This is a genomic window from Bacteroidota bacterium, from assembly GCA_030706745.1.
In the GTDB taxonomy this organism is placed as follows: Bacteria; Bacteroidota; Ignavibacteria; order Palsa-1295; family Palsa-1295; genus PALSA-1295.
Genome location: JAUZNX010000014.1, coordinates 47,484 through 60,829, shown reverse-complemented (window position 1 = coordinate 60,829; position 13,346 = coordinate 47,484). Strand labels below are relative to the sequence as shown.

The 13,346-nt window shown below is 53.2% G+C and carries 9 protein-coding genes; 8 read left to right on the top strand and 1 reads right to left on the bottom strand.

Translation table 11 applies throughout. The features are described from left to right. The first annotated feature begins 4 nt into the window (after positions 1-4). Positions 5-3,196 (top strand): T9SS type A sorting domain-containing protein, encoded by a 3,192-nt coding sequence (locus tag Q8902_13435; protein MDP4200560.1) that lies wholly within the window; start codon positions 5-7, stop codon positions 3,194-3,196. Between the two features lie 104 nt (positions 3,197-3,300). Continuing rightward, positions 3,301-5,895 carry a T9SS type A sorting domain-containing protein gene (locus Q8902_13430; protein ID MDP4200559.1) on the top strand — a complete coding sequence of 865 codons (2,595 nt, stop codon included), beginning with the start codon at positions 3,301-3,303 and terminating at the stop codon, positions 5,893-5,895. 24 nt (positions 5,896-5,919) lie between these two features. Here Q8902_13430 and miaB read toward each other — a convergent pair whose 3' ends face one another. Further along, a complete protein-coding gene (gene miaB / locus Q8902_13425) occupies positions 5,920-7,452 on the bottom strand; it encodes a tRNA (N6-isopentenyl adenosine(37)-C2)-methylthiotransferase MiaB (protein ID MDP4200558.1) in 1,533 nt (510 codons plus the stop codon). Positions 7,453-7,549: 97 nt separating this feature from the next. On the opposite strand from miaB, the gene Q8902_13420 reads away from it, so the two are divergent. From Q8902_13420 to Q8902_13395, 6 genes are all read left to right on the top strand, one after another. Beyond that, positions 7,550-8,341, top strand: a complete 792-nt coding sequence (locus Q8902_13420) for an arylamine N-acetyltransferase (protein ID MDP4200557.1) — start codon at positions 7,550-7,552, stop codon at positions 8,339-8,341. A 74-nt stretch (positions 8,342-8,415) separates the two neighbouring features. Then, positions 8,416-10,398, top strand: coding sequence for a M12 family metallo-peptidase (locus tag Q8902_13415; protein ID MDP4200556.1), 1,983 nt, complete (start codon positions 8,416-8,418; stop codon positions 10,396-10,398). Next, entirely contained in the window at positions 10,395-10,874 is a 480-nt protein-coding gene (locus Q8902_13410; GenBank protein ID MDP4200555.1) for a hypothetical protein, read from the top strand. Before Q8902_13415 ends, Q8902_13410 begins: the two co-directional genes overlap by 4 nt. Positions 10,875-10,912: 38 nt before the next feature. Beyond that, the gene (locus tag Q8902_13405; GenBank protein MDP4200554.1) at positions 10,913-11,884 is read left to right on the top strand and encodes a hypothetical protein; all 972 of its coding nucleotides are present in this window, start codon (positions 10,913-10,915) and stop codon (positions 11,882-11,884) included. Positions 11,885-11,968: 84 nt separating this feature from the next. After that, positions 11,969-12,754: a carboxypeptidase-like regulatory domain-containing protein gene (locus tag Q8902_13400; protein MDP4200553.1), complete on the top strand. Its 786-nt coding sequence runs from the start codon at positions 11,969-11,971 to the stop codon at positions 12,752-12,754. A gap of 252 nt (positions 12,755-13,006) precedes the next feature. Beyond that, a complete protein-coding gene (locus Q8902_13395; GenBank protein ID MDP4200552.1) occupies positions 13,007-13,324 on the top strand; it encodes a hypothetical protein in 318 nt (105 codons plus the stop codon). Positions 13,325-13,346 lie beyond the last annotated feature (22 nt).

Genomic DNA, 13,346 nt, shown 5'->3' with positions numbered 1-13,346 from the left:
GAGTATGCTCTTTTTCGCAGTGCCGATCCACGCCCAGTGGCAGCGGGTGACTGCTACTCCGCTATTTCGATCGCCAAGTTCTTTCGCCGGCGGCGCTATGACTTATAAGCAGGGGATCGTCTGGGCTGGTGCGAGTGACGTCTGGAAGTCACAAGATTTAGGGCTGACATGGGCCCGGACCTCCTGCCCCTCAGGCAGAGTCTATAACATTTCATTCTTCGATGATTCGGTCGGTGTTGTATGTATGGTCGATCTGGGCGGACTCTATCTGACGACCGATCAAGGTACCAGGTGGACGAATATTTTGCGCTCGACTAATGTGGATGACGCCGCCTTCGGCGTGACAGCCGACACAATTGTCGTTACCACTTACCAGGGCGTGCAACGAACCACGGATCAAGGCAAAACCTGGTCCTTTTCATCTGCAAGTTCGGAACGCGAGCCGATTTCTTCTCGCGATGGCATTTTTTACTACAAAGATAACAGTCGCATCTTTCTTTCATCTGATGCCGGTCTGACATGGGGACCTCAAACCGGGGTCGCAGATTACGATTGTCATTCCTGGGCCTTTGATTCGTGTGATGCTGGTACGATCTATCTGGTCAATGAGGCTCTTTACTGGCCAACCGATAGCATCGCGGCAATGTACGTTACACACGATCTTGGTGCTACCTGGCAGGCGGTGAATTCCCATCGCGTCAATGCTGCCACCCATACCGGATACTATTGTGGCAACGCGGCATCATCCAGAACGGCGATCTATACCCAGACTAACGCAGGTATCATTCGCTCGATCAACAAAGGTCAGACCTGGCAAAATATCGGCGGCCCGGCGGGTCAGCCGGACCAGCGACTTATCGCTATTGCCGGCGATACCGTTTTGCTCGTTGCGGATGAAGACGGCAAGATGTGGCGCAAAACAGATGGTATTGGAACTCCCTACTATGGCGCTCCCACTTTACTGACTCCAACCCCACTGTTTGCCAATCAAGCACTACCGGAATGTGAAGGGCCGTTTACGCGCGGATTCGTCATCGGCCATACATGTATGGGTCCTCATATTGTCGGCTGGAGGATTGCGGGCTTAAATGCGGCTCTCTATTCAATCAAGAGCCTGGTCTATGATTCGACATCGGCGCTCGATACTTTTGCAGTCCAGTTTTCGCCGACCGGACCCGGCTATTATGTCGATACCGTTCTGCTCACGTATGATGATAGTACACATATTATCGTCCCGCTTCGGTCGCAGGTCCTAACAGCGCCGTCTCCCGCACTCCTTGGAGATGGTCATCCACTCTTTCAAGGGGCAAGACTCGATTCGTGTTCCGTTCCGCTTGACAGTACCATTGTCATCGCATATTTTTGCCCGCAGGATAGCCTGCGATCGGTCCGCATTCTGGGGCTCGATTCCAAAGACTATCAAATCCTCAGCATGGTGCGGGATACCGAGAGGTTTCTCGACTCCATCACGCTCCGTTTTAGGCAGGGGGCTGTTCGCTTGAATGCTGCTAGCCTTGAAATTCTCTATGGCGATGGTACGAATATTACGCTTGCTTTGGCAGGCCGTACCATCCAGTCACCGCCGATCGAATTGCTGGCGCCTCGGGACAGCCTTTTTTCTGGCACAACGCTCACCCCCTGCGATAAACCAGTTTCAGATACGATCATCATATTGGCGGTATGCGACCGAATAATGAGATCGATCCAAGTCGCGGGTAGGGATTCCGCGAATTATCACATCTTAAGTATCAACCATAATTTTAGCGCGGAGCTCGACACGATCGTTGTTGGATTTACTGTCGCCCAGCCAGGCGGTTCCGCCGGTAAGCTCGTCGTCGAATATGATGATTCGACCATAGCGATCCCATTGGCGGGCTTGGGCATACCTGGCCCATTGCCACATGCGCTCAATCCCGTCACGTTGTTTTCAACCGCGCGCGTGAGTTATTGCGACGCGCCGCTCGATACTTTTGTTGTAATCGATGAGGGCTGCCGAGGCCGAGCGGTAAAGTCCCGTATGATCGAAGGTGTCGACTCTGCTAATTACAAAATCTGTTGCTTTGGTCGCGACAGCATCCGGCTTTACGACACAATCCGCTTATCCTTCTGGGATTCGACAATCGGCCCATCCCATGCGCTGCTTACGGTCCGCTATGACGATGGCGCGAGCGTGCAAGTACCCCTCGGTGGGTCCGCCATTCAGCTTTCCCCGCCTGTATTGGCGAGCTCACGCAGCACATTGTTCTCCACTGCGAAGATGTATCCGTGTGAGGAGCCGGTCCCGGATAGCTGTTGGGTGCATGTTAGCTGTAATAAGCAGCAGCTTGCATCTGTCAAGATCATTGGAAAAGATACGTCGAACTATCGTATTTCCGGCGTCATCCGCGATTCGCTGCACGGGCTGGATTCTGTCCGGCTCATATTCCTTCCAGATAGTGCCGGCCCTTCGAATGCAAGTCTCGTATTCACCTATGCGGATGGTGCGAGCGTAACGGTTGCACTCGCTGGGGAGGGCCGCGAGGTGGCCCCAGCTTCGGTTTCGCTATCCGATATTACTGACGATACGATAGGCGGCACGGTCTATATTCCGATTACCATTCATCACGGCCCGCCTCTCGCGGCTTTGGCATTCGATCTTCATTTCGATACCGCGCAGCTTGCCTTCCTGGGTCTTCAGATGGCGAAACCCGGAAGCCCTCCGCCAACATTCACGCTGCGCTCGGCAACAGACTTGCGCGTTACGGTCGACTTCACATCCGACGAGACCGATTTGGTGACAGTGCTTTATGCTCTTTTTGACTGGTATCCCGCCGATAGTGGTGGCGCCAGGGTCATGCTCGACACCATAACCACCACGGCCACAATTCCTGGTTGTATTGTTGAATCGAATCAGCAAACGGATGCCCGGTTGAGCGGGGCGGTATCGTGCTGGTCACCGTTTCTGGTCAGCCAGTTGCGCCGCGGCGTGATGCCGGATTTGTTCATCCGGCCAAACCCTGCCTCGCATCTCATCGAACTCGCGAGTAATGCGCCAATTGATGCAATTCGAATTTCGGATGCACTGGGACGCGATGTGTTGCGAATGGCGGGAAGTGCGCGGACGATAGATGTTTCTCAATTCCCTGCAGGCCTATATTATGTGCAGGCTCAGCATGGTGCTTGGCAGACTGGCCGCACGCTCATCATCGAGCGATAATCGCAAAGCGATGGAGGTAACTCCCCGCCACTTGCATTTTGGCAATTTGAGAGGCTAAGCGCTTGAAATTGACTATATTTGTCTCTCATACTGAGAGGCGATCTATGCTTCGATTCTCGTTCAAGTTCTTATTCGTACTGCTCCCGCTATCCGCACTGGGGTCAACCTCGCAAGCGCAATGGCAGCGTGTGACCGGTCCCGCGTTTCTTTCCATGAACGCGAGGGAGGGATGTGCGATCAATTTCAGTGACGGTATTGTCTGGGCCGGTGGCAATTCTCTCTGGCGCTCCAGCGATCTTGGACTTACGTGGTCGAAGATTTATTTTCCCGGAACGCCAACGACCATTGCGGCGATTGCCTTCTTCGATCGTCTCCACGGGGTCGTGATAGCCGGTAGCACGCCATACAGCGCGTATGTCACCAGTGACGGCTGTGCGTCCTGGCAACTGCTTCCATCAATTGTCAAGCGATGGGTGGCTTATGGCATGACGGCGGATACGATTTATTACAGCTCGGGCGGCGCAATCGAGATAAACATAAACGGGACGATTGCGAGGCAACAGCCAGTTGCCGATGCGATCGATCCTATTGTCGCACGAAATGGTACAGTGTATTATATGAACAATTCCTCCATTGTTGTGTCGGATGGTGCCGGATCAACGTGGCAAGCGCGGGGCACACTTCAACTCGACTGCAACCAACTATCGCTCGATTCCTGTGATGCCTCGACTGTGTATGCGGTCAACGAGAAGATTCAACAGTTCGGTTTGATCGATACCGTAACCTCCATCTTTGTATCCCGGGATAATGGCTGGACATGGACATCGCAAAATCCGCATGGTATCGATTATTATTGTGGCAATATTGCCACATCCAAAGCAGCAGTCTACACTCAGACGCAAGATGGGATCATCCGCTCGACCGATCACGGCATCACTTGGACTACAATCGGTGGACCGACGGGTCCGCCGGATAATCAATCGCTTTCCGTCGTGGCTGATAGCATATTGCTGGTGATCGATTCGTTTGGCAACATGTGGCGCACTTCGAACGACGGCGAATTTCCGGTGACAAGAATCGTCTCGGTGCCCGTTCTCCTCAATACGGATACTCTATTCGCTGACGATACTGTTTCACTCTGCCGGGATACAGTCATGAGGTCCATCGCAGTTGCGAGGACCTGTGGAGCGGTATCGTTGCTGTCTGTCCAACGAGGTGGAGGTGATTCTTCCGCGTACCAAATTGCGGCGGTCCACACCAGTGGCGAGCCTGCGATCGACTCGATCTACATCCGATATATTCCAAGTGTCGCCGGGAAGGATAGTGGCAGTTTGCTCTTGCATTATAGCGGCGATACGACGTTAAGCGTGCCGCTAAGCGGCTTCTGCATTCCTCGCGGGGCGCCCCGCCTCTTCGCGAGTTCGGATACCATCTTCAAGCGCGATAGCGTCTTCCCATGTGGCGGCCCGGCGATCGAGGGGTTGCGGATCGACCGTATTTGCGATTCGCGACAGATCCAATCCATTCACGTCACCGGAGCGAATTCGACTAATTACGTAGTTGACACATCGTTCTTTGTCGAATCGTTAGGATCGGATTCGATTATCATCCGATTCTCTTCCGACGATTCGATATTGGCCCATGGCATGCTGCAAGTGGTCTATGACGATGGTAGTACCGTCAGCATACCGCTCGCTGGCATAGGACGCAAAGCATTACAGCCTCGTCTCCTGCCATTGCCGGATACGATGTTTGCGCGTGATACTCTTTCCCCTTGCGATGCTCCGGTCTTTCAGCATTTCTTTATCGACCGGGCTTGTGCGTTGCGACAAATCCGCTCCCTTGCCATTTCCGGTCCTAACTCCGCAAATTACACGATCGACACGCTTGTCTATGATACGATCAAAGACCTGGATTCGATTGCGTTGCACTTCCTGACGAATCAGGCAGGTGCTTCGATTGGATCATTGCTGGTAACCTACGATGATGGCTCCTCGGTCACTATTCCACTACGAGGTGAGGGATTGCCAGCACCAATCGTGAGTCTGAGTACGCTCGATGTTACGATGGGAGATACTATTGGTGGAGCAGTTAGGGTGCCGATCATAATCCAACACAATCACGCGCTGAAGACCATCGATTTTCGAATCCGATTCGATACGTCTATAATGGAATTTGATTCCGTCGTCTGGTCCGATGGCACGTGGGTGAGTGGTAGCTATGCCACCGGGTTGAATTCCGCGCATATTCATGTTGCCGCTCGCAATGGTGACAACCCCGACACAGTGTATGCGCTGTTCCGTTGGTATCCAAATGTCCAGGGGCAAGACACCGTGTATTTTGACTCGGTTCAGGTCACACCGGCAGCTTGTCTTATATTATCAGAAAGTGCGATTGCTTCGCACATTTCCGGTCCAGTGTTTTGTGTTTCCTCCATGCTGACGACGTACCTTCACTATGGGCAGATGCCATTGCTTTCAATTCGACCGAATCCGGCGTCAGATCGAATGGAAATTGAAACGAAGGGTGTGTTAGATGCCGATGCATCCATTTCTGTATGGGATGCGCTCGGGAGAAGAATAGATTTCCAGGCTAACGAGAAATTGATCGACGTTTCGAGTCTCGCTCAAGGAGTCTACTTTGTGGAATTGCACACCGGCAGACTACGGATCAGTCGGATGCTGGTAATTCATCGATAATCGGGTTCGATTCATGGCCGCAACTTAGGGCATCACAGGCAATTGCAGGGCCATCGGTTGCTGGATTCCCGAATGCTCCCCGCGTTCGATAGTCGAGATGACGAGCGGGGTCAGATCATAGAGGACATCGCCGCGATTTGGAGCCGTGGGCTTGAGCCCACGGTGTGTCGCATCGTCCAGCGACACCGCAGCTTGAAGCTCACGGCCAGAAAGCTCACCAAACAAGGTTGCGCTATTCGAGCGGGTGATGCTCACTTGACGGTACTCGCCGACCTCAGCATCCGCGCGTGGGAAGATGACAGTCTTGTTCGTATCAGTACGGCCCTTCCATTCACCGGCGTTCTTCTTCGAGCGGCCCTCGACAAGGACGGTGTGTTCGCAGCCAACATCCAAAAGATTGCGCCGCGTCGCGTGTTCGTTTTGGAGCGCGATTATCTCTTGCAAGCGCCGTGTCTTCTCCTCAAGTGGAATATCATCCGGAAGCGTGCTTGCCGCGCGAGTATTTGGACGCTCGGAATAATTGAACGTGTACGCGCCATCATATTCGACATCCCGCATGACTTGCATGGTCATCTCATGGTCCTCGAGCGTCTCGGTGCAGAACCCAACGATGAGATCGGTTGAAAGCGCGACATTCGGCATTGCGCGGCGAATCATCTCGATAATCGACAGATAGTGCTCGCGGGTATAAGTCCGGTTCATCAGCTTGAGGATGCGATCCGAGCCCGATTGCAGCGGCAAGTGAATGTACTTGCAGATGTTGTCGTGCTCGGCCATAGTATCGACCAACTTCTGGTCAAAGTCCTGCGGATGGCTGGTGGTGTAACGGATGCGAACACTCGGCACGGCGCTGGCACAAGCTGCGAGCAAATCAGAGAAATCAAGCTCCGCTACCTTTTCAAGGCGGGGGTTGGGGGAAGGTTGGAGGGGGATTTGATCCCTGTATGAATTTACATTCTGTCCCAGTAGCGTGATCTCTCGGAATCCCTGTTGCTCCAATTCCTTGCACTCATCGACTATGGATTGCATGCTGCGTGAACGTTCGCGGCCGCGAGTATAGGGCACGACGCAGTATGTACAAAACTTGTCGCAACCACGCATGACCGAAATGAACGCGCTGATGCCTTCGCTTCGGAAAGGAAGGATATCGTCATATGTCTCGGTCCGGGAAAGTCTGACCGCCATTTGGGTCGCGTCTTCGGGACGAATAGACTCCAGCAGGGAGGGCAATTTGCGGTATTCATCTGGTCCAACAACAAGATCGACAATCGCACCAGAGTTCTTGAGCAAATCCTTTCGCAGATGCTCCGCCATGCATCCGAGCACGCCAACGACTACTTCTGGATTCCTTTTTCTAAGATTCTTCCAGTGCGTGAGCCGATTCCAGACTTTTTCCTCCGCATTTTCGCGGATGGCACAGGTGTTCATTAGGGCGAGATCAGCGCCTTCCAGCTCAGTCGTTGGTTGATAGCCAGCCTTGTTCAGCACGGAGAGTACAACCTCCGTGTCGGCGACATTCATCTGGCAACCGTATGTTTCGATATAGACCTTCTTCATGGGCAAGCCGTAGAATCCGAGCACGGCACGTCGGGTTCCACCAGCAGAGATGGGCTATAATCGGCACGCCTCCTAAATGGCGAATGTTAGCCTTCGCATGGCGCAATTATTCGATGCCACCCAATATCTGGCGCGGATCGGAATTTATGACGTCGTTCCCGGTCGGGAACTGCCCGATCTCGCGTTGCTCCAACGGTTGCTGGACGCTCATCTCTGGTCTGTGCCCTTTGAGAACATCGATATCATGCGGCGGAAGCCGCTCAGCCTCAATGAAGACGATTTGTATTCCAAGATCGTCATCCATAATCGTGGAGGATTCTGCTATGAGCTGAATGGCTTGTTCGCGATGTTGCTGCGCGCGCTCGGCTATAAAGTCGATACACTCTCAGGGCGCGTGCGTCGTGGCGACGGAAGCTACGGCACTCCGGATGAACATTTGACGACCGTCGTCCATCTGGATCAGCCATATCTCGCCGAGGTTGGTTTCGCAAAGTCATTTCCGCGGGTGATGAGCCTCGATGGTACTCCCTACGTACATCCGAAAGGGACATACCGAGTGCGGAGAGATGGCGAAGAATACTTCGTAGAAGCCGAACGGAAAGGGGAGTGGGTGCCGGAATTTCGGTTCGATCCTACGCCGCGCCAATTGCATGAGTTCAACGAGATCTGCGCCTATATCGAAGGTATTCCGAGCTTCAACTCCAAATACTTTTGTATTGTAGGTAAGCCCGAAGAGACGATCGAGTTGAAAGAACATGAGCTCATCCGACGATCCGGCACGGAAGTCTCGCGGACCGCAGTACACTCGATGGAAGAGTTTTGGGGCTATATGCATGAGTTGTGCGAGCCGTTCCGACGGATCGCGGAGTCCCTCGAAGCCGAGGGCTAATAAATTACTTGGACGGCTGAAATGCGCGAAGGCAAACGGAAGGTAACCTTGCGAGTGTTCATTGGCAACTGTAAATGGCCGATAATCCACTGTGTTCTTCCATCCTGCATCATTTACTCTACATGCTGAAAGCGAAGCATTCACTTCTACCGATTGTCGCGCTGGTCCTTGTATTTACATTTGGTGGTCTCGACTCTGCAACAGGGCATACGATTGATGCCTCGAAACTAATGATGGCCCGCCCGGCGGCAGATAAGTCCGCTTCTGTTTCGTCCAAATACTTCTTCGTGGACAGCACGGAGCTTGCCGTGTTGCTCACTTCGCACGAGCAAATTCAGATTGCTAATTTTCCATGCCTGACCGGTGCCATTACACTCGATCTCAAGCCGGCGCACTCGCCAATCGATGCCACTACCCAGTTTGTAGAAGGGACGGCTAAGGGCGATGTTCGCATTTCGGCTCCGCTGTTTGTCGCGTACCGCGGGAAGGTCCTTGGTGAGCCGAACTCGCGGGTGTTTCTGACGATCTTCTCGGGGAAGATGCTCTGTTCAATCACGCGTGAATCGGGTGAGGTGCTAGTACTCGGACCCGCGAAGACACAAGCAGATGGCGGTCTGCACATCCTGACACGCGAAACCGATTTACTTGCTCTGAGCGGATTTGCCCGCCTCAATTGCATCGCTGATGACATTGCGCAGCCCGCAAAACACGCTCCAAACGGCGAACTATCTCCGGGCGATGACCGTGCGCAGAAGACCATGACTTCAAGTTCCACGCTGCTGCAGACGGACATTGCGGTCGAAGCCGATTCGTGTTTCTTCGCGGCGGCTGGCAACGCCATGCCCGCGGTTCTCGGTTATATATCTTCGCTCTTTGGGATGGCAAGCAGCATCTACGAAGACGAGGCAAACATTACCTGGCATTTAACATGGGTGAAAGTTTGGACGAGTGGCGATCCGTACAAGGTGGCCGGGAATGCCTATGCTCTGGAACCGCTCGTGCCAAGCTACTGGCAGACCCATTACGCAAACGTCCCGCGCGATCTCGCGCACGTCATGACGTCCATTGGTAATGGAGGCGGTGGCTATGGATGGTACTCGCTCTGCGATCCGGCTTCGTCCTATAGTGTAAGCTCCCCGCAAACAAAGCATCAGTACCCGACATTTGCATTTACGTATGACGCCTACATTGTCGCGCATGAAATCGGGCATAACTTCAGCCTGCAACACTCGCATAGCTGTTGGTGGAATCCGCCGCTCGACACTTGCTTCACCAACGATGATACATCGAAGCTTGGCCTGAGACTCGGCGATGCATGTTGGGGCCTGCCAGTTACACCACGCCGGTCTCCAGGTACGATCATGAGCTATTGCCAGAATGCCAACTATGCCATTTCCGGTGATTTTAGCCAATATCGCGTTCAGATGACCTTCAGTGCGCGCGGCGATGATTCGCTTCGAAAATTTGCAGGATTGGCGCAGTGCATCCAGCCGCCAAAGGATACGACGCTGATTCTAATATCACCACGAGGGAGCGAATCGTATCGAGCAGATTCGCTGGTCTCGATCAATTGGAGTTTTGCGCATGTCGCAACGGTGGCTCTCGAATACTCACCGGATGGCGGGTCATCGTGGATGCCGATTGCATCCGCGGTGCCCGCCACGGATGGACAGTATACGTGGCCTGTGCCGAATGTCAAATCGGACAGGATGATGGTTCGTGTAATGGATGAGTTGGACCCCGCAATTGCGGATACAAGCTTGCTCTTCTTTTCCGTCATCCCCAGTCCCAGTGGTGTGCAGCCCGCAGCTACCTTCGCAAGCTTTTCAATTGCACCAGAGCCCGCCGGAGAGATTCTGACATTAACGAGTCCTATTTCGGGTGCTGCGCCGTATGAAATTCTTGACGCAAAGGGAGTTGCGGTCCGGCGAGGAGTCGCGCTTCTATCGGACGGCGGGATTGCTCAAATAGGACTGGAAGGGCTCCCTGCCGGAACCTATTTCTTGCGCATTTCGTCCGGTGAGATACACGTCTTTCCATTTGTTCACATTAAGTGAAAGTGCTCGCCAATTGTCGTTTCTCTTTCTTCATCGCCGCTATCATTCTGGCAGGCGCAGCGCAACTTCGCGCCCAACCTTTGGCGATTGGAGCACCTGCAACGAGTGTTGATTCCTGCCTGGAACACTGGGATGCTAAGCCACTCCCTGCCGATCACGGCGATTCATCGTGTCTCGGCGTCCGCTTCTGGGATTTGGACGGCCATATGGTTTATCATATTGACACCAGCCAACGCCTGACCAAAGTCGATTGGCTTACCTACATGCCGGTCGAAAAGTTTCGGGTCGATAGTATCGCAAAGGATCTTGGCAAGTCTCTGGGCGCTCCACCTGCCAGAGCCAGAGACGAGCAAGGCGTCTACTGGATCTGGGATAATGAGGAAATCCATTATATGCTGGGATACGGCAAGGGGACCGTCCGCCTCCTTGAATTTGAAGATCAAAGTGCTTTAGAAGCCTGCTCTCTCGGGCATTAGAGAACTAATGATGAATGAAGAATGATGAATGATGATCTATGAAACGCACGATCATTATTTTCGCTCTCTTCGCGCTTTATTCTATAATCACGGATTCCTCGGCGCACGCGCAGTTCTGGCATGCGCTGCCAGCCATTGATTCCAGCACGAGAAATGGTATTGGCAACGTGGGGGACGCCACCTTCTCGAACGACGAGAAACGGGTCTTCTATCTCTCAGGTGGAAATGTTTTTAGCCTCGTCATCGCCGATAAATACAGCCGTATCACGGCGACTCCGGGGATGACGCCAACGCAGGTTACCAAGTTCACCGATCGTCCAATCGTTCGCTTTGTGCATCTGACCAATCGGCCCGAAATCATATTTATGCGGCTTGGTGAGAATGGCAAGGATTATCACATCTACAAACAAAAAGATGATGGCTCCGATCAACCGCAGGATTTGTCCGGCGACGCCAACGCGGAGATCATAGGTCTATCGTATAACGGCCGCTACGTCTATTACACGGCGAACAAAGTCCACAAGGACAAAGTCGATTGCTACCGCTACGATACCCAGCAATACACGAGTGATCTGATCCTTCCTAATGATCGCAATTGGCGCGTCCTCTCCTGGACTCGCGATCAAAAGAAGATTTTGATTGCGCGTCCCAACCCCGGAGCCGCACTGATGCTGTACGATATCGAATCGACAGAACGCACGCGACTTGGCGATCCGGGCAATACCGGGAGCTTCATGGGCGCCTTACTCGATCCCGCCGGAAACTTAGTGATGAGTGCCAGCGCATGGACCGATTACTCACCGAATGGCAAGTACCAAATCTTCGATGACGGCGACAAGTGGCGCGTGCATGATATAGCGACGAACACGGACCTCTCGCTGCCCGCCGCCGCGCGACCACTCGCCATCGCTCCGAAGGAAACGATGCTGGTTTACAGTGATGGCGGGAAGATCTATCTTTACGAGATGGTGAAGAAGGCGACAGTGGAACTGGCGGCTGTCAAGCAGTGATGTCCAAATTGCAGTCGGTAAAAATTAGCAGTTAGCGAGCGTTCGATGTGTCGAAATCATACATCTGGTGTTTGGCGGCGGGCCTTGACCATTACTGCAGTTCTTGTTTTGGCCGGCTGCAGCAGTACCCAGCCGCCAATCGATCCTCCTGTCATTGTACCACATAAGCCAGCAACGATCCTCGGACGGGTCGTCCTCGCAAAGGCATTGGGTATAAAGCTTCCACCGTTTAGCGGTGTTACTGCAACGATCGAGGGAACATCATTCTCCGCGGTGACTGACGACAGTGGCTACTTCACATTCAGGAATGTTCCAGTCGGAACGTATACGGCTCACTTCTCTAAGCCTGGTTATGGAGATGTGCGATGGGTTTCAATCGTGGTCACGGATACAGATGGAACGACCGTCAAGTGGTATAGTGACTACACCGTCGCAATCCTGTACAAATACTCTGATGAAGTTGTAACCTTGCGCTCTGTAAGCGATCGGCTTGGCGGCGGTTACCTCATCGCATCCGGAGACATATTGCCGGATTCCGCGCGACCCCAGAAGGAAGACGCAGTCGTTCTCTATGTTTCACATACTTCGGACGTATCGGCGGTACCGGGCCACTATTCAGCCTATTATTATACGACCTATGACGATCCTGACGGGCGTCATATCGATACGGCTAAGAGTACTTTTGGGTATCCAATGGACATGGTAAGTCCCTTAGGCTCTACCTTTCAGTCTGGGGATTCAGTATATGTCGTTGCGTATGGCGTGCCCTATTATGAAGGGTGGGACTACTACGATCCTGCCATCAAGCAGTATGTGCTTACTGCAATCAACCAAACTCCGTCGCCCGTCATTGGCGCGAAGGTGCCATAGGCGCATCGAGAGCGATTCTCTAATATAGAAAGAGTTGAAGCCCCTTCGCATCGTATGTTCCGGGGATTCTCACTTTTGTAAAATCATTGTGCAGGATTTGACATGCCCGCTCGGGGCATAGCGGAGTGCTCTCCGTGAGCCGAAGGCATGTTCTTCCAACCAAACCCGAGTTCGCTTGCGATTTCGGAGATCGTTCGTTGGGATTAGCCCAATATTTGTATTGTGACCATACTGCACGCTTTTACCAAAATCATGGCCACTACCCAATACCACGAACCGCCGAACGAACTTTCGAAAGAGACGCGCACATTCGCGCGCATGATCACTTCGCTCACCGAAGAAGCTGAGGCCATCGGTTGGTACCAACAACGCATCTCGGTGGAGTCGGACGCGACTGCCAAAGCAATCATGCGGAATGCCCAGAAAGAGGAATTCAAGCACTTCGGCATGGACCTCGAATTCTTGCTTCGTCGCACGCCCCAGTGGCGGGAGATTATGCAGGGAATCCTCTTCACCACCGGCGATATTGTCCACGAAGGCGAAGAGGCTGAGGAGAAAGTGGCGGGTTAATACTCTCTCTTCCGCTCTCTGA

Excerpts from the sequence above, each read along its gene's own strand:
- Q8902_13420 (MDP4200557.1), top strand. The coding sequence starts at position 7,550 with ATGGCGCAATTATTCGATGCCACCCAATATCTGGCGCGGATCGGAATT.
- Q8902_13395 (MDP4200552.1), top strand. The coding sequence starts at position 13,007 with ATGGCCACTACCCAATACCACGAACCGCCGAACGAACTTTCGAAAGAG.
- Q8902_13435 (MDP4200560.1), top strand. The coding sequence starts at position 5 with ATGCTCTTTTTCGCAGTGCCGATCCACGCCCAGTGGCAGCGGGTGACT.
- Q8902_13405 (MDP4200554.1), top strand. The coding sequence starts at position 10,913 with ATGAAACGCACGATCATTATTTTCGCTCTCTTCGCGCTTTATTCTATA.
- miaB (MDP4200558.1), bottom strand. The coding sequence starts at position 7,452 with ATGAAGAAGGTCTATATCGAAACATACGGTTGCCAGATGAATGTCGCC.
- Q8902_13415 (MDP4200556.1), top strand. The coding sequence starts at position 8,416 with ATGGCCGATAATCCACTGTGTTCTTCCATCCTGCATCATTTACTCTAC.
- Q8902_13430 (MDP4200559.1), top strand. The coding sequence starts at position 3,301 with ATGCTTCGATTCTCGTTCAAGTTCTTATTCGTACTGCTCCCGCTATCC.